This window comes from Glycomyces tenuis DSM 44171 (genome assembly GCF_000427885.1).
GTDB lineage: Bacteria > Actinomycetota > Actinomycetes > Mycobacteriales > Micromonosporaceae > Glycomyces > Glycomyces tenuis.
Genome location: NZ_ATYW01000014.1, coordinates 129,028 through 144,812, shown reverse-complemented (window position 1 = coordinate 144,812; position 15,785 = coordinate 129,028). Strand labels below are relative to the sequence as shown.

14 protein-coding genes and 1 pseudogene are annotated in these 15,785 nt (G+C 72.2%); 10 read left to right on the top strand and 5 right to left on the bottom strand.

Features of this window, described 5'->3' with window-relative positions; all coding sequences use genetic code 11:
* Positions 1-42: 42 nt before the first annotated feature.
* Positions 43-2,550, top strand: a complete 2,508-nt coding sequence (locus YWW_RS30875; RefSeq protein ID WP_035698522.1) for an ATP-dependent Clp protease ATP-binding subunit — start codon at positions 43-45, stop codon at positions 2,548-2,550.
* Between the two features lie 49 nt (positions 2,551-2,599).
* On the opposite strand, the gene YWW_RS36020 is transcribed toward YWW_RS30875, so the two are convergent.
* Positions 2,600-2,797: a hypothetical protein gene (locus tag YWW_RS36020; protein WP_155830201.1), complete on the bottom strand. Its 198-nt coding sequence runs from the start codon at positions 2,795-2,797 to the stop codon at positions 2,600-2,602.
* Positions 2,798-3,050: 253 nt separating this feature from the next.
* Between YWW_RS36020 and YWW_RS0115725 the strand changes: the two genes are divergently transcribed.
* Positions 3,051-3,806, top strand: coding sequence for a GAP family protein (locus YWW_RS0115725; RefSeq protein WP_026930856.1), 756 nt, complete (start codon positions 3,051-3,053; stop codon positions 3,804-3,806).
* Here YWW_RS0115725 and YWW_RS0115720 read toward each other — a convergent pair.
* Positions 3,796-4,944, bottom strand: a complete 1,149-nt coding sequence (locus YWW_RS0115720; protein ID WP_026930855.1) for an erythromycin esterase family protein — start codon at positions 4,942-4,944, stop codon at positions 3,796-3,798. The two genes, YWW_RS0115725 and YWW_RS0115720, sit on opposite strands and share 11 nt — an antisense overlap.
* An 80-nt stretch (positions 4,945-5,024) precedes the next feature.
* Here YWW_RS0115720 and YWW_RS0115715 point away from each other — a divergent pair, with 80 nt between their 5' ends.
* Positions 5,025-5,759, top strand: a complete 735-nt coding sequence (locus YWW_RS0115715; protein WP_026930854.1) for a TioE family transcriptional regulator — start codon at positions 5,025-5,027, stop codon at positions 5,757-5,759.
* Between the two features lie 21 nt (positions 5,760-5,780).
* Here the strand turns inward: YWW_RS0115715 and YWW_RS30870 are convergent.
* From YWW_RS30870 to YWW_RS0115700, 3 genes and pseudogenes are all read right to left on the bottom strand, one after another.
* A pseudogene (locus tag YWW_RS30870) lies at positions 5,781-6,596 on the bottom strand (glycoside hydrolase family 16 protein); the annotation flags it as partial.
* A 296-nt stretch (positions 6,597-6,892) separates the two neighbouring features.
* Entirely contained in the window at positions 6,893-7,654 is a 762-nt protein-coding gene (locus YWW_RS30865) for an ABC transporter permease (protein ID WP_035698524.1), read from the bottom strand.
* A complete protein-coding gene (locus tag YWW_RS0115700; protein ID WP_081687500.1) occupies positions 7,651-8,592 on the bottom strand; it encodes an ATP-binding cassette domain-containing protein in 942 nt (313 codons plus the stop codon). Before YWW_RS0115700 ends, YWW_RS30865 begins: the two co-directional genes overlap by 4 nt.
* A gap of 60 nt (positions 8,593-8,652) precedes the next feature.
* On the opposite strand from YWW_RS0115700, the gene YWW_RS30860 reads away from it, so the two are divergent.
* From YWW_RS30860 to YWW_RS0115665, 7 genes are all read left to right on the top strand, one after another.
* Positions 8,653-9,408 (top strand): TetR/AcrR family transcriptional regulator, encoded by a 756-nt coding sequence (locus YWW_RS30860; protein WP_051325887.1) that lies wholly within the window; start codon positions 8,653-8,655, stop codon positions 9,406-9,408.
* A 166-nt stretch (positions 9,409-9,574) separates the two neighbouring features.
* Positions 9,575-10,165, top strand: a complete 591-nt coding sequence (locus tag YWW_RS30855; protein WP_051325886.1) for an acyl-CoA-like ligand-binding transcription factor — start codon at positions 9,575-9,577, stop codon at positions 10,163-10,165.
* A gap of 25 nt (positions 10,166-10,190) precedes the next feature.
* Complete coding sequence (locus YWW_RS0115685; RefSeq protein ID WP_026930852.1) at positions 10,191-11,375, top strand: FAD-dependent monooxygenase; 1,185 nt, start codon at positions 10,191-10,193, stop codon at positions 11,373-11,375.
* A gap of 260 nt (positions 11,376-11,635) precedes the next feature.
* A complete protein-coding gene (locus tag YWW_RS0115680) occupies positions 11,636-12,718 on the top strand; it encodes a 3-deoxy-7-phosphoheptulonate synthase (protein ID WP_026930851.1) in 1,083 nt (360 codons plus the stop codon).
* A gap of 192 nt (positions 12,719-12,910) precedes the next feature.
* Positions 12,911-14,002 carry a FecCD family ABC transporter permease gene (locus tag YWW_RS0115675; RefSeq protein ID WP_081687499.1) on the top strand — a complete coding sequence of 364 codons (1,092 nt, stop codon included), beginning with the start codon at positions 12,911-12,913 and terminating at the stop codon, positions 14,000-14,002.
* A 1-nt stretch (position 14,003) separates the two neighbouring features.
* Positions 14,004-14,798, top strand: coding sequence for an ABC transporter ATP-binding protein (locus tag YWW_RS0115670; protein WP_026930849.1), 795 nt, complete (start codon positions 14,004-14,006; stop codon positions 14,796-14,798).
* Positions 14,795-15,784, top strand: a complete 990-nt coding sequence (locus YWW_RS0115665; RefSeq protein WP_026930848.1) for an ABC transporter substrate-binding protein — start codon at positions 14,795-14,797, stop codon at positions 15,782-15,784. The genes YWW_RS0115670 and YWW_RS0115665 overlap by 4 nt, the downstream gene beginning before the upstream one ends.
* The last annotated feature ends 1 nt before the right edge of the window (position 15,785 follow it).

Genomic DNA, 15,785 nt, shown 5'->3' with positions numbered 1-15,785 from the left:
ATGCCCGACGGCAGTGCATTCTCGACGACTGTGGAGGCACCGATGACCGACTTCTTCGGCCGCGGCGGATTCGAGTACAGCCCGCTCGACGAGTTCCTCGCGCGCTTCTTCGGCGGCCCCGGCCAGCAGCGCCCGGCGCGCCGGGTGGACATCACCACCTTGATGAGCGACCAGGCCAGAGAGCTCCTCGGGGCCGCCGTCAGGCAGGCCATGGAGTGGGGCGGCGCCGATCTCGACACCGAGCACCTGCTGTGGGCGGCCACGCAGGTCGAGCCGACCCGGCAGCTGCTGTCCCGAGCGGGGGCGGACCCCGAGGCGCTGGCCGAGGAGCTCGCCCGGCGGGTGCCCCGGGGAGACCGGCGGGACGAGCCGCCCGCGCTGACCCCGGCCGCCAAACGCGCGCTGCTGGAGGCCCACCAGATCTCCCGCGCGCTCGGCTCGTCCTACATCGGCCCCGAGCACCTGCTGCTGGCGCTGGCGGCGAACCAGGAGTCGGAGGCGGGCCGGATGCTCGGCGCCCACCGCATCTCCCCGCAGTCCCTGCGCTCGACGGCGGCCGGCCGGACCCCGCCCCCCGAGCAGACGCCGCCCAGCGCCACGCCGACGCTGGACCAGTACGGCGTCGACCTGACCGACCTGGCCCGGACCGGCAAGATCGACCCCGTCATCGGCCGCGAGAACGAGATCGAGCAGACCCTCGAGGTGCTCTCCCGCCGCACCAAGAACAACCCGGTGCTCATCGGCGAGGCTGGGGTGGGCAAGACCGCGATCGTCGAGGGCATCGCGCAGCGCATCGTCGACGGCGAGGTGCCCGACGTCCTGGCCGAGCGGCGCGTGGTGCAGCTCGACCTCACCGGCGTGGTCGCGGGCACCCGCTACCGCGGCGACTTCGAGGAGCGGATCCAGAAGATCATGGACGAGATCCGCGAGCACGGCGACGAGCTCATCATCTTCATCGACGAGCTGCACACCATCGTCACCGCGGGGGCCTCCGAGGGCGCGGCGGGCGCGGGCAACATCCTCAAGCCCGCGCTGGCCCGGGGCGAGCTGCACGCCATCGGGGCGACCACGCTCGACGAGTACCGCAAGCACATCGAGCAGGACGCGGCGCTGGAGCGGCGCTTCCAGCCGATCCTGACCCCCGAGCCGACCGTCGAGGACACGATCGCGATCCTGCGCGGCCTGCGCGACCGCTACGAGGCCCACCACCAGGTGCGCTTCACCGACGAGGCGCTCGTCGCCGCCGCCGAGCTGGCCGACCGCTACATCACCGACCGCTTCCTGCCGGACAAGGCGATCGACCTGATCGACCAGGCCGGGGCCCGCGTCCGCCTGCACAGCCGCCGCCCCGACGGCGAACGCCGCGAGCTCGAGCAGCGGCTGGAGCAGCTGACCAGGGACAAGGACCAGGCCGTCGCCGACGAGCAGTACGAGCGGGCCACCTCGCTGCGCGACGACATCGCCGCCCTGCGCGAGCGGATCGACGGGCTCGGCGAGGGCGCGCAGCGGGGCGGCTTCCCGGTGGTGGACGAGGAGGGCATAGCCGAGATCGTCGCCCGCTCGACCGGCATCCCGGCCAGCCAGCTGACCGAGGAGGAGAAGGACCGGCTGCTGCGGTTGGAGGAGCACCTGCACCAGCGCATCATCGGGCAGGACCAGGCGGTGCGGGCGGTGGCCGAGGCGGTGCGCCGCTCGCGGGCGGGCCTGGGCGACCCGAACCGCCCGGTCGGCAGCTTCCTGTTCCTCGGCCCCACCGGCGTGGGCAAGACGGAGCTGGCCAAGGCGCTGGCCGAGGCGCTGTTCGGCGACGCCGACCGGATGATCCGCGTGGACATGAGCGAGTACCAGGAGCGCCACACCGTCAGCCGGCTCATCGGCGCCCCGCCCGGCTACGTCGGATACGAGGAGGCCGGGCAGCTCACCGAGCGGGTGCGGCGCCAGCCGTACTCGGTGGTGCTGCTCGACGAGATCGAGAAGGCGCACCCGGACGTGTTCAACGCCCTGCTCCAGGTCCTCGACGACGGCCGCCTCACCGACGCCCAGGGCCGCACGGTGAACTTCAAGAACACCGTGCTCATCATGACCAGCAATCTGGGCTCGGACCTGCTCCGCTCCGGGCCGGTCGGCTTCACCGCGGCCCCCGGCGAGCAGGGCGGCGGCCTGCGGGACCGGCTGATGCCCAGGCTGCGCGAGCACTTCCGCCCGGAGTTCCTCAACCGGATCGACGACATCGTCATCTTCGGGCCGCTGGGGACCGAGGAGCTCCGGCAGGTCACCGCGCTGCTGCTGGAGGAGACCAAGCGGCGGCTCCACGCCCAGGACATCGACGTCGAGTTCACGCAGGCCGCGGTGGACTGGATCACCGAGCACGGCTACGAACCCGAGTTCGGGGCGCGGCCGATGCGCCGCACGATCCAGCGGGAGATCGACAACGAGTTGTCGGCCATGCTGCTGCACGGCCGGCTCAGCCCCGGTCAGCGCGTCACCGTCGACCGCAGGGGCGGCGGGCTGGTCTTCCGCGCCGAGGACCCCCACCCGGCCGCGGTGTGAACGACGCCCGGGCCCGGCCCGCCGAGCGGCGGGCCGGACCCGTCGGACCTCAGGCCCCGCGCATGTCCTGGGGCGCCGGTTCGACCATGTCGAGGGTGTCGAAGCCGTCGCCCATCCGCCCTTCCCGCAGTTCCTCGCCGGTGAGGGTGATGCGACGCGGGTCGGGTGCGATGTCGGCGACGCGAGCCACCCCCGCGTTGCGAAGCACGATGGGGAAGACCCGCAAGGGCCGAGACGTTCGAGGCATGACCGCTCCGGACAATGCGATTGCAAGGCTAGGCCGGCCTTATGTCAGTCGCCCGCGAGGCGGGCGAGTCCCGGTGCCCCCATCGCTTGTGCCGCGCCACTCCGTTCACGGGAGACCATGCGCGCCTCAGGGCGCGGGCCCGCGCGAGGGCGGAGGTCCGCCCTTCGGTTTGCCACCAAAGGTGCAGTGGCGCAGCGCGACTTCGATCCAGCGACCGATGCGGCGCACCCTTCCGGCTCCATACGCTCCAGGTATGGACCTCGCACTCGCCGCCTCGCTGGTCGTGCTCGCGCTGATCGACTCGACCAGCTTCGGCACGCTGCTCATCCCGATCTGGCTGCTGCTCGCGCCCGGCCGGATCCGCGTGGGCCGGATGCTGGTCTACCTGGGCACCATCGTCGCGTTCTATTTCGCCGTCGGCATGGCCATCGCCTTGGGCGCCAACACGTTCATGAGCGACATCTCCGCGTTCCTGGAGACGGGGACCGCGCGCTGGATCCAGCTGGCCCTCGGCGTCGGACTGTTCATCTTCAGCTTCCGCTTCGACTCGAAGCGGAAGAAGGAGGGCGGCGGCAGGCTCATGCGCTGGCGCGAACGCGCCCTCGGCGTCGAAGAGGCCGAGGGCGCCGCCGGCACCGCGACGCGCACCAGGCGGGGCTCGGCGCTGCCGCTGGCCGGGCTCGCCCTCGCGGCGGCCACCGTCGAGGTCGCGACGATGCTCCCCTACCTGGCGGCGATCGGCCTGATCACCACCGCCGGGATCGGCGCCGCCGGCATCACGCTGACGATGGCCGCCTACTGCGCCGTGATGGTGCTGCCCGCGCTCGCCCTGCTCGCCGCGAGGCTGTTCGCCCGCAAGGCGGTCGAGCCGCTGCTGGTCAAGATGAACAACTGGATGACCAAGCACGCCGCGAGCACCACCGGCTGGGTCCTCGGCATCGTCGGCTTCCTGCTCGCCCGCGACGCGGCGTGGAAGCTGGGTCTGCTCGACATCAACATCAGCCTCTGAGACTCGGCGCGACGCCCGCGCTGATGTGCAGGACCGCGTCGACTCCGCCCAGCGTCTCCTGATCGAGGGGGAAGTACCCCTGCTCGGGAGCGGCGTCGGCGCGCGCCGCGGCCGGGTCGACCGCGTCGGCCGCCACCAGGCCCCAGGAGGGGAAGCGGCGTTGCAGCGAATGCTCGAGGGTGCCGGGTTCGGGCTCGGCGAGCTCCATGCCATCGCTGCGGCCCAGGCTGCCTGCGACGACGGTGTACCGCTCCCCCAGCAGGGACGCGATGACGGCGCCCGTGCCGTGCCAGGTGATCTCCCCCTGCCAGATGGTCATGCGGCTCGGGTTCCGCTGGAGGTGGACGTTGTTGGCGAAGACCATGGTCGGGCCTCGGCGGGCCTCGATGCCGCGGATGTCGAGGAGGTTCTGGGCCATGAGCGCGTCTCGGACGGCGCACAGGCGGGTCCACCGCTCCCGGTCCTCGATGGGCTGCGCCGCCTGCCGGTGGTAGCGCAGCAGGCCGAGCGCGGAGGTGAGGTGGGCCTTGGCCCGGTGCCAGGCGGCGAGGGAGGTCGAGGCGATCAGTTCGGGAGCGCGGGCGTGGAGCAGGGTGAGCATGTCGTCGGCGATCGCCCGCAGCCGGTGGGCCTCGGGCGTGTCGCCGGGCGAGGCGGCCGGGTCCGTGACCGCCTCGGTGCGGCTCCACCGCTCGTCGTCGCCGATCAGCGGCGCGAAGTCGAGATCGAGCCCCAGGTGGTCGCGAGCGTGTTCGAGGTCGGGGCGGGGACTGGCCGCGGTGAACTCCAGGGGAGCGTCGATGCCGTGGAAGGCCAGCCGCTCCTCGGCGGGTCGGCCGTCGTTGTACTCGCGCATCCAGGCGACCAGCTCCCGGTTGGCGTCGAAGGCGCCGAAGCCGTGCGAGAAGCCTTCGCTCATCGCCGCGTCGAGGGTGCCGGCCCCTTCGCGGACGAAGTCGTCCACGGCGAACGCGGCCACTCGGTCGCTCTCGAGCGCGAAGGACCGGAAGCCGCGGTCGACCAACTGGGCGAACAGCTCGTTGCGGACCCGCCCGAAGGCCGGTTCCCGGTGCGTGGGCTCGCCGAGTCCGACGAGCTCGTGCGAGCCGTCGACGAAGTCTCGAATGTCCTGAGTCATGGCCTTGAACATATCGTTGAAACTTCAGTTGAGACTTGCATCGGATCTGGCCTTGAGCCTGCGCGGTAAAGTCTCAATCGATGGTGAACTTGCGGCCTTCGGATCTGGCGCGGGAGCACGGCCTGTCGACCCAGGCGGTGCGCAACTACGAGCGCGACGGCTTCATCCCGCCCGCCGAGCGCACCCGCAGCGGCTACCGGGTCTACACCGAGGTGCACGCCGCGGCGCTCCGCGCCTTCCTGGCGCTCGCCCGGGCCCACGGGCACGCGACCGGCGGCGAGATCATGCACGCGCTCGGCGACGGCGATCTCGACGGCGCACTGATGATCGTCGACCGCGGCCACGAGCAGCTGCTGCGCGACCGGGGCACGCTCGAGGCGGTGCGGGCGGCGGTCGACCGCCTGACGGGCGGGCCCGAGGCCGCCCCGGCCCGCCCGGCGGACCCCGTCCCCTACGGCATCGGCGAACTCGCGCACCGGCTCCGCCTCACCCCGGCGACCCTGCGGAACTGGGAGGAGGCCGGGATCCTCTCCCCCGAACGGGACCGGGCCACCGGATACCGGCGCTTCGCGGCCGACGACGTCCGCGACGCCGAGCTCGCCCACCTCCTGCGGCGCGGCGGTTACCCGCTGGACCACATAGCCGCCGTGGTCCGGCAGATCCGGACGGCGGGCGGCACCGAGGCGCTGTCCAGTGCCCTGGAGGACTGGCGGCGCAGGCTGAGCGAGCGGGGCCTGGCCATGCTCGAGGCGGCCGCTCGGCTCAGCGGCTACCTGGACGTGCTCAGCACCGGAAAGGCCGACCGCGCGGAGTGATGCCGGTCCTGCCTAGCCCGCGTAGACGCGGATGTAATCGACCCTGAGCTGCTGCGGGAACTGGGTGGTCTGGTCGGGGTAGCCGGGCCAGTGGCCGCCGACGGCGACGTTCATGATCATGAAGAACGGGTGGTCGAAGACCCACTGGTTGCCGCCGACGTCGGCTGGCGTCAGCTGCGAGTAGACGTGGCCGTCGACCGACCAGGTGATGGATCCGGGCGCCCAGTCGACCGCGAAGGTGTGGAAGCCGTCGGCGAACTGCCGTCCACCGGGGAGGGTGTAGGCGTTGCCGATGCTCGCGCCGCCGGAGTAGCCGGGGCCGTGGACGGTGCCGTGGACGGTGCCCGGCTCGCTGCCGATGTTCTCCATGATGTCGATCTCGCCGCTCTGCGGCCAGCCGACCTGGCCGAGGTCGTCGCCCAGCATCCAGAAGGCGGGCCAGATGCCCTGCCCGCGCGGGATCTGCATGCGGGCCTCGAAGCGGCCGTACTGCTGGGTGAAGGTCTCTGCGGTGAGCAGGCGGGCCGAGGTGTACTGGCACGCCCCGTACCAGCAGTCGTGACCGCCCTCCTGGCGGGCGGTGATGACCAGGTTGCCGTTGCCGTCGTGGGCGGAGTTGGCGGTGCTGTCGGTGTAGTACTGGTGCTCGGCGTTGCCCCAGCCGCCTCCGCCGATGTCGTAGCGCCACTTGGACGGGTCGGGCGGCGTGCCCGCCGGGGCGTCGAATTCATCGCTCCAGACGAGCTGCTGCACGGTGGCCTCCGATTCGGCGCTGGCCGCGGTGAACGAGGTCAGGCCCGTCGCCGCGACGGCGATCGCCGCGCAGCCCAGGGCCAGAAGGCGGAGTGGTCTTCGAAGTGGCCTCACGGTCGAGTCCCTAACGTAGCGGTGAGTCGAGGGCGCTCCCCGGCGGCGGATCCGGCTCTGCCCGCCATTCGAGAGAGCGCTCTCTCTTAACTGTGTTTCCTTTTTACCATTTCGCATTGAATCATGTCAATCCCTCGTATTCGTCGGTCTTGCGGCGGCAGCGCGGGCGCCACCGACTGCCGGGCCGACCACCGCCTCGAGTTCCGGGCGGCCATGCCCGTGCGGCGGCCACCGCCGGTGGTGGCCGCCGCACGGGAGCCGGCCCGTTATCTCCTCGCCGCGCGCCGGAACAGCGCGACGGTGAGGACGGTGGCGGCGGCCCCGAGGGCCGCGAGCCACAGGGCCGCCCGCAGCGTCGTCCCGGCGTCGGGGTCCCCGGTGGCCAGCCCGCGCAGGGACTCGATGACGAGCGTGACGGGCTGGTGCGCCGCGAAGCCCTCGAGGAAGTCGGGGAGGTTCTCGACGGGGATGAACGCGGTGGACAGATACGGCAGGAAGAGCGCGATGAAGCTGAACATCCCGGCCGAGTCCACGGACGCGGCCGCCAGTCCCCACGCCGCCGCGATGAGGGTGAAGACCAGGATGTACGCGGCGAGGAGCGCGGCGATGCCCGCCCACTGGGCCGGTGAGGCCGTGGGGCGGAAGCCGAGCGCGACCGCGACGAGCATGACGACCGCCGTGGAGGCGAGATTGCGCAGGACGCTGGCAAAGACGTGGCCGAAGATCACTCCGGACGCCCGGACCGGCATGGTGCGCAGGCGCTCGATGAAGCCCTTGGAGACGTCGGTGTGGATCGAGGTCGCGGTGAGCGCGGCGCCGAAGCCCGCGCACAGCAGCATGACGCCGGGCGTGACGTAGTCGGCGTACGCGCCGCCGACGGTGGTGTCGAGCGCGGCGCCGAAGACGGTGACGAACAGCAGCATGATCGCCACGGGGGCGACGATCGCGGTGACGAGGCTGTCGATATTGCGCAGCGAGTGGGTGACGCTGCGCTTGGTGAAGACGAGTTCGGCTGGGGCGGCGGTCATCGCGCATCCTCCCGGGTCGTGGCGCCGTGGCCGGTCAGGGCCAGGAACGCGTCGTCGAGCGTGGGCTTGCGGACGGTGCAGGACCGGACGGCCCGGCCGTCGCGGTGGTGGCGGTTGAGGATCTCCCGGAGGAGCTCGGGGTCGCCGTCGGTGGTCTCGCGGGTGACGGTCCCGTCCTCCAGGACCAGTTCGATCGCCTCGCCGCCCACGGTCCGCTTGAGCTCGTCCGCGGTGCCGGAGGCGACGATCCGCCCGCCGTCGAGGACCGCGATGCGGTCGGCCAGGGCGTCGGCCTCTTCGAGGTACTGGGTGGTGAGGAAGATCGTCCTCCCCTGCTCGGCGAGCCGGGTCACGACCTTCCAGAGCGCTCCCCGGCTGCGGGTGTCCATCCCGGTCGTGGGCTCGTCGAGGAAGATCACCGGCGGCGAGCCGATGAGGCCGGCGGCCAGGTCGAGCCGCCTGCGCATGCCTCCCGAGTAGAGGGCCACGCGCTTCGAGGCGGCGTCGGCCAGGTCGAACTCGGCGAGCAGTTCCCCGGCCCGCTCGGTCGCCGCGCGCTTGCGCAGACCCAGCAGGCGGCCGATCATCACCAGGTTCTCCAGGCCGGTCAGCTCCTCGTCGACGGAGGCGTACTGGCCGGTCACGCTGATGAGCTCGCGGACGCGCGGCGCTTCGCGGCGGAGGTCGTGCCCGAGGACGCGGGCCGTTCCCGCGTCGGGCCGGATCAGCGTGGTGAGGACGCGGATGAGCGTGGTCTTGCCCGCGCCGTTGGGCCCCAGCAGGGCGAAGACCTGTCCGGTGGGGACGTCGAAGCCGACGTCGCGCAGGACCTCGCGGTCGCCGTAGCGCTTGCGGACGCCGGAGACCGATATCGCCGCTTCGGCGGGGCGGTCGGCGTAGCCGGGTCGTGGCTCGTTTCTCGTGAGTCGTACCGTCATGGATACAGCGTAACACTTACGCAGTACAGCTGCGCAAGGGGTACGCAGTACCATGGCCGCATGCGAAGCGGCACTGACAGCGAACCGGCGGGCGCCGAGGTCCTCGGCGTTCCGAACGCCGTCCTGCTGGCGTGGAACCGCGCTCCGGCGACGACGAAGGGCCCGAAGCCGAGGTGGACGCTCGAGCGGCTCCTGGAGGCGGCGGTGGACCTCGGCGACCGCGGCGGGATCGAGGCGATCACCATGAGCGGCCTGGCCAAGGCCCTCGGCAGCGGCACGATGTCGCTGTACCGCTACGTCGAGTCGAGAGAGGACCTCGTCGTCCTGGCCTCCGACCGCGCGCTCGGCACGCCCGCCGTCCCCGAGGGCGGGACGTGGCGCGAGCGGCTGCGCGCGTGGGTGCTCGATCTGCGCCGCACCTACAAGGAGCACCCGTGGCTGACGGCGGTGCCGGTGGGCACCGAGCCGCTGCTGCCCTCGTACGTGCGCCGGCTCGAGGCCGGGCTGGCGTGCGTCGAGGAGCTCGGCCTGCCGAGCGGACGCGCGGTCACTGTGCTCACCCTGCTGTGGACCTACACCCGCGGCGACGTGGAGCAGGACGCCGAGCTCGCGAGCGCCGCCGAAGGGCGCCCCCCGGCCGAGGCCGACCGCTTCTTCGCCGAGCGGCTCCGCGGGCTCGGCGCGGGCGAGGACTTCGCCCGCGTGCTGCGCGCGCTCGAAGCCGACCGGCGGGAACCGCCCGCGTCCGGCGACGACGAGTTCCTCGACGCCGTCGAGATCATCCTCAACGGCGTCGAAGCGACCGTGTCGCCGTGACCGGGCCGCCCGCGTCCGCCGGATCGACACCGGCGCCGGACCGCCCGCGTCTTCACCGGTCGCGAAGCACACAGTATAGGCAGTGACTGCCAATTGGCAGTCACTGCCTATACTGTTCGCATGGACCTTTCCGCAATCGAGCCTCCCGCAGCCCGAGGCGGCGGCCATGGCTGAACCCGCCGGGCTGCAAGCGCGCAAGAAGCTCGCGGCGATGCACCGCATCCAGAACGCCGCGCTGGACCTGTTCGACGAGCACGGCTTCGACGCGGTCACCGTCGAGGCGGTGGCCGAGGCCGCGGAGGCCTCCCCCCGGACGGTCTACCGCTACTTCGGCACCAAGGAGATGCTCGTCATCTGGGACGAGGAGGACGAGCCCGCGGTCAGTCCGATCGTGGAACAGCTCATCGGCGACGACCCGATCGGCGCCCTCCGGCGGGCCATGCGCGGTGGCTTCGCCGCCCTCGGCGAGGACGAGCTCCGGCTGATGCGGCGGCGGGTGCGGCTCATCTACTCCAGCCCCTCGCTCGAGACCGCGCTCCTCCTCAACGCCTCCGAGAAGTCGCACAGCATCGCGGCGGCCGTGGCGAGCGCCCGCGGCGACGACTTCGAGGCCCAGGTCTTCGTCCACGCCCTCATCAGCGGCCTCATCGGCGCCATGCGCCACTGGTATCTCTCCGGATTCGCCACACCCCTTTCCGAGCTCGTGGACCGGGCGCTGACCGTGCTCGAACACGGCTTCAGTCCCCCAGAGCGATGACACCGCACACGAAAGCGAGCACACCATGACAGCGGTACAGAACGTCCTCATCTCAGGAGCGAGCATCGCCGGACCGGCGCTCGCCTACTGGCTGGGCCAGCACGGCATCCGCGCCACGCTGGTCGAGAAGGCCCCGGCGCCGCGGACCGGCGGCTACTCCATCGACCTCCGAGGCGCGGCGATCGACGTCGCCGAGCGGATGGGCGTCCTCGACGAGATCCGCGCCGCGATCACCGACATCACGCGGATCGCGATGGTCGACGCCCGCGGCCGGACCAAGGCCGAACTCGACTCCTCGCTCCTGGCCCCGGGCGACCGCTCCCTGGAGATCCTGCGCGGCGACCTCGTCAGCCTGCTCCTCGGCGCCGCCGGCGGGGCCGAGTACCGCTACGGCGACACGATCACCGCCCTGGAGCGGCGCGACGACGGCGTCCGCGTCTCGTTCGACCGCGCCGAGCCGGCGACCTTCGACCTCGTCGTCGGTGCCGACGGCCTGCACTCCAACGTCCGCGGCCTCGCCTTCGGCCCCGAGCAGCCGTACCGCCGCTTCCTGGAGAGCTACGTCAGCATCTTCACCGTGCCGAACCACCGGGGCCTGGACCGTGAAGTGCGCCTGTTCAACACGCCCGGCAAGGTGCTCGTGCTCTACCAGACGCCCCGGGCCGCGGACGCCAAGGCGCTCCTGCTCCACCGCTCCCCCGAGGAGACCGACATCGACCGCCGTCCCGCCGAGGAGCAGCGGCGGCACCTGCGGGCGATGTTCGGCGGCATGGGCTGGGAGACCGACCGCATCCTGTCCGACATGGACCAGGCGCCGGACTTCTACTTCGACTCGGTCACCCAGATCGCCATGGACCGCTGGTCGAGCGGCCGGATCGCCCTGCTCGGCGACGCCGGGTACTGCCCCTCGCCGATGTCCGGCCAGGGCACCACGCTGGCCATGGTCGGCGCCTACGTGCTCGCCGACGAGCTGGCCCGGCACACCGAACCGGGCCCCGCGCTCGCCGCCTACGAGGGGCGCATGCGCCCCTACGTCGCGGCCAACCAGGCGATCGCCGACCCGGGGCTGGCGTTCATCGCGCCGCAGAGCGGCCTGGGCATCGCCGCGCGCAACCTCACGCTCAAGGCCGGTCCGCTCCTGTCCGTCCTGAGCAGGTTCGGCACGAAGCTGTCCAAGGCCTCCGAGTCCGTCGAACTCGACGCCCGCTGAGACCTCGGCCTCGCACGGGCGGCCCTCGGGAACCGTCCGTGCTATGGTTTCCCGCATGTCTACGGCAGTTCGCTGGTATCAGCGCTTTACGCCGGCTCCGGGTGGAGCCGGTGGTCGCATGCGCTGACCAGCCGAACACCCGGAGCCAGCAAGGCAGAGACGACCGTCTCTGCCTTTCGTCGTTTTGGCGGGCCGGCACCGGGTGGACGTCCACGAGCGGAGGCGGGCCCGCCACCTGAAGGAGATGGGATTCCCGCCCGATGGCAACGTCCAACGCACCGCACACCAACGACCTGCGCGTCCTCGGCTTCCAGCCGCTGATCCCCCCGGCCGTCCTCCGCGGCGAGCTTCCGCTGGGCCCCGAGCGGGCCGCCCTGGTGCGCAGCGGCCGCGAGGCCGTCACGAACATCATGGCCGGCGATGACGACCGGCTGCTCCTCATCGTCGGCCCCTGCTCGGTCCACGACCCGGCCGCCGCCGCGGACTACGCGCGCCGACTGGCCGCGGCGGCCGCGCCGCTCGCCGACCGGCTGTGCGTCGTCATGCGGGTGTACTTCGAGAAGCCCCGCACGACCCTCGGATGGAAGGGCCTGATCAACGACCCGCACCTGGACGGCACCCACGACGTGGAGCTGGGGCTGCGGCTGGCCCGCCGGGTCCTGCTGGACGTGCTCGACGCGGGCCTGCCGGTCGCCTGCGAGTTCCTGGAGCCGACGAGCCCGCAGTACATCGCCGACGCGGTCTCCTGGGGCGCCATCGGCGCGCGCACGCCCGAGAGCCAGGTGCACCGCCAGCTCGTCTCGGGCCTGTCGATGCCGGTCGGGTTCAAGAACTCCTCGGACGGGGACGCGACGGCGGCCATAGACGGCTGCCGCGCCGCCGCGGGCAGCCACGTGTTCTTCGGCATCGACGAGGAGGGCCGCGGCTCCATCGTGTCGACCAGCGGCAACCCCGACTGCCACATCATCCTGCGCGGCGGGCGCGGCGGCCCCAACTACGACCCCGAATCCGTCCGCGACGCGCTCGCGCTGCTGGACAAGGCCGAGATGGAGCAGCGCCTGGTCATCGACGCCAGCCATGCCAACAGCGGCAAGGACCACGTCCGCCAGACGGGCGTCGTCCGCGAGCTCGCCGACAGGATCGCCGCCGGAGAGCCTGGCATCGCGGGCCTGATGGTGGAGAGCTTCCTCGCCGAGGGCCGCCAGGAGCCCGGGCCGCTGGAGACGCTCGAGTACGGGCAGAGCGTCACCGACGCCTGCATCGGCTGGGACCGGACCGAGGAGCTCCTCGGCGATCTCGCCGCCGCGGTCGGCCGCCGCCGCGCCGCCGGACGGGCGAGCTGACGGTCCTCCGCCCCGCTCGCCTCCGGCGAGCGGGGTGAGGGGCCGGCCGGGGCCGAGCGGACGACGGGCCCCGGCCGGTTTCGGCACCGGCGACTACGGCGAGGATCACAACGGCTCGCGCCTCCTCACAGTTATCAGAATTGAATGTCATTATCATTTCTGTTGACCCGTGACCGTGAAGGACCAGCCCGCATGCCAGCCCCCGCCGACACCACCTCACCGCCGCCGCGCGTCGCCGCCGCCTCGGGCCGCCGCGCAAACGTCCCGCTCACCGCCGCGGCGCTCGCGGCGCTGCTCGCCGTCTCCGCGCTGGTGGCGATCGGGGCCGGCTCGGCCTCGATCCCGCCGGCGGACACCGCGGCCCACCTCTGGGCGGCGCTCACCGGCGGCCACGTCCCGATCGAGGAGGCCGGCCGCTACCAGATCGTGTGGCAGATCCGCACGCCCCGCGTGCTGCTCGCCGCGCTCGTCGGCGCCGGCCTCGGAGCGATGGGCATCGCGGTCCAGGCGATGGTGCGCAACCCGCTCGCCGAGCCCTACCTCCTCGGCATCTCGGCCGGCGCCTCGACGGGCGCGGTCGCCGTCGGCGTGTGGGGCGGTCTCGGCGCGCTCGGCGTCTACGCGGTCTCCGGCGGCGCCTTCCTCGGCGCGCTGGCCGCCGCCCTCGTCGTCTACCTCGCCGCCGTCCAGTCCACCGGGCTCAGTCCACTGCGGCTGGTCCTCGTCGGCGTCGCCATGTCGTTCGCGCTCCAGGCCGCGATGAGCGTCATCGTCTACTTCGCGCCCAACGCCGAGGCCGCCGGCACGATCCTGTTCTGGACCATGGGCGGGTTCGGCGCGGCGAGCTGGGCGACGCTGCCGGTCGTCGCCGTCGCGGTGCTGGCCGGGATCGCCCTGCTGGCGCGCGGGTCGCGGATCCTGGACGTCCTGTCGCTCGGCGAGGAGACCGCCGCCGGCCTCGGCGTCGACACCGGACGGCAGCTCGCCCGGCTGCTCGTGCTGACCTCGCTGGTCACCGGCGTGATGGTGGCCGCGGCCGGGGCCATCGGCTTCGTCGGGCTCATCGTGCCGCACGTGGTGCGCATCGTCGTCGGCGCCGACCACGGCCGCGTCCTGGCGGTCGCGCCGCTCGCCGGGGCGGTCCTCATGGTCTGGATCGACCTCCTCTCGCGGACCCTGGTCGCCCCGCGGGAGCTGCCGGTCGGGGCGGTCACCGCGCTCATCGGCGTCCCCGTCTTCGTCTACCTGCTGCGCCGCCGCGGCTACCTGTTCGGAGGGAGCTGACATGGAGCTGCGCCTCGACCGGCTCGACGTGGCCATCGGCGGGACGCCGATCGTCCGCGAGCTGACCCTCAGCGCCCCTTCGGGTTCGGTGCTGGGGCTCATCGGCCCCAACGGCTCGGGCAAGACCACCGCGCTGCGCAGCGTCTACCGTGCGCTGGAGCCGGACGGCGGCGTGGTCTGGGCCGGCGACCGGGACCTGTGGCGGCTGCCGAGGAGCGAGGCCGCTCGCACCGTCGCCGCGGTCCCCCAGCAGCACCGCGCCCACCTCGACTTCACCGTCGCCGAACTCGTCGCGATGGGACGCCACCCGCACCACCGGCACGGCGGGCGGCTCAGCGAGGCCGAGCACCGGCTGTGCCGCGAGGCGATGGAGCGGGTCGACATCGCCCATCTCGCGGGCCAGGGAGTGCTCACCCTCTCCGGCGGCGAGCTCCAGCGGGTCCTGGTCGCCCGCGCGCTCGTCCAGCAGCCGCGGATCCTCGTGCTCGACGAGCCCACCAACCACCTCGACCTGCGCCACCAGCTCGGGCTGCTGTCGCTCATCACCGCCTCGGACCTCACCGTCCTGACGGTCCTGCACGACCTCAACCTCGCAGCGGCCGCGTGCGACCGGATCGCCGTCCTCGCCGAAGGGGCGATCGTCGCCGTCGGCCGCCCCGAAGAGGTGCTCACCGCCGCGATGCTGCGGACCGTGTTCGGCGTGGACGCCGAGGTCATGCCCCATCCGCGCACCGGCCGCCCGCAGATCCTGTTCGCGATCCCCGAACAGTCCGAAATGGAAGGAAACCGCCCATGAACGCCACCCGCCGCGCCCAGGCGCTCGGATCCGGACTCGCCGCCGCCCTGCTCGCGACGACCGCCTGCGGAGCCGAGGTCGAATCCGCCGACGGCGCCCAGACCGTCACCGTCGACCGGTGCGGCGAGGCCGTCGAGTACACCACGCCGCAACGCGCCGTGGTGTACGAGGCCGGCAGCGCCGACAAGCTCTTCGCGCTCGGCCTCGCCGACCACGTCCACGGCTACGTCATGCCGCCGGCCAACCCGCCGGTCGAGGAGTCCCCGTTCGCCGACGACTACGCCGGCGTCGAATTCCTCTCGGACGACCTGCTCAACCGCGAACTCGTCGTGGACGCGGGCGCCGACTTCGTCGTGGCCGGCTGGAACTCCGGCTTCAGCGAGGAGCGCGGCATCACCCCCGAGATCCTCGACGAGCTCGGCATCCAGAGCTTCATGCACACCGAATCGTGCTTCAACTACCCCGAGTTCCCCGAGGAGACCACGCCGCTCGAAGGGCTCTACACCGACCTCGAGCGCCTCGGGGCGATCTTCGGCGTCGAAGACGAGGCCGCCGAGGTCGTCGCGGGCTTCAAGGAGCGGGTCGCGGCCGTCGAGGCGGCGGCGCCCGAAGGGGAGCCGCTCAAGGTCTTCCTCTACGACTCGGGCACCGACCAGCCCTACACCGCCGGGAACCAGGTGCCGCCCAACGACATCTTCGCGAAGGCCGGAGCGGTGAACGTCTTCGCCGACCTCGACGAGCGGTGGACGCAGGTCGGCTGGGAGTCCGTGGTGGACGCGCAGCCCGACGTCATCGCGATCCTCGACTACCAGGACCAGCCGGCCGAGGAGAAGATCGCGTTCCTCAAGTCCAATCCGAACACCCGCGACCTCCCGGCGGTCGTGAACGACCGGTTCTTCGTCCTCGACTACAACGAGGCCATCAGCGGCCCGCGGATCATCGACGGCATGGAGGCCTTCTCCGAGTACCTCCAGACCATCCGATGAG

What these genes read in the sequence shown, in the direction of transcription:
- YWW_RS30875 (WP_035698522.1), top strand. Translation starts at nt 43, where the DNA reads ATGACCGACTTCTTCGGCCGCGGCGGATTCGAGTACAGCCCGCTCGAC.
- YWW_RS36020 (WP_155830201.1), bottom strand. Translation starts at nt 2,797, where the DNA reads ATGCCTCGAACGTCTCGGCCCTTGCGGGTCTTCCCCATCGTGCTTCGC.
- YWW_RS0115725 (WP_026930856.1), top strand. Translation starts at nt 3,051, where the DNA reads ATGGACCTCGCACTCGCCGCCTCGCTGGTCGTGCTCGCGCTGATCGAC.
- YWW_RS0115720 (WP_026930855.1), bottom strand. Translation starts at nt 4,944, where the DNA reads ATGACTCAGGACATTCGAGACTTCGTCGACGGCTCGCACGAGCTCGTC.
- YWW_RS0115715 (WP_026930854.1), top strand. Translation starts at nt 5,025, where the DNA reads ATGGTGAACTTGCGGCCTTCGGATCTGGCGCGGGAGCACGGCCTGTCG.
- YWW_RS30865 (WP_035698524.1), bottom strand. Translation starts at nt 7,654, where the DNA reads ATGACCGCCGCCCCAGCCGAACTCGTCTTCACCAAGCGCAGCGTCACC.
- YWW_RS0115700 (WP_081687500.1), bottom strand. Translation starts at nt 8,592, where the DNA reads ATGACGGTACGACTCACGAGAAACGAGCCACGACCCGGCTACGCCGAC.
- YWW_RS30860 (WP_051325887.1), top strand. Translation starts at nt 8,653, where the DNA reads ATGCGAAGCGGCACTGACAGCGAACCGGCGGGCGCCGAGGTCCTCGGC.
- YWW_RS30855 (WP_051325886.1), top strand. Translation starts at nt 9,575, where the DNA reads ATGGCTGAACCCGCCGGGCTGCAAGCGCGCAAGAAGCTCGCGGCGATG.
- YWW_RS0115685 (WP_026930852.1), top strand. Translation starts at nt 10,191, where the DNA reads ATGACAGCGGTACAGAACGTCCTCATCTCAGGAGCGAGCATCGCCGGA.
- YWW_RS0115680 (WP_026930851.1), top strand. Translation starts at nt 11,636, where the DNA reads ATGGCAACGTCCAACGCACCGCACACCAACGACCTGCGCGTCCTCGGC.
- YWW_RS0115675 (WP_081687499.1), top strand. Translation starts at nt 12,911, where the DNA reads ATGCCAGCCCCCGCCGACACCACCTCACCGCCGCCGCGCGTCGCCGCC.
- YWW_RS0115670 (WP_026930849.1), top strand. Translation starts at nt 14,004, where the DNA reads ATGGAGCTGCGCCTCGACCGGCTCGACGTGGCCATCGGCGGGACGCCG.
- YWW_RS0115665 (WP_026930848.1), top strand. Translation starts at nt 14,795, where the DNA reads ATGAACGCCACCCGCCGCGCCCAGGCGCTCGGATCCGGACTCGCCGCC.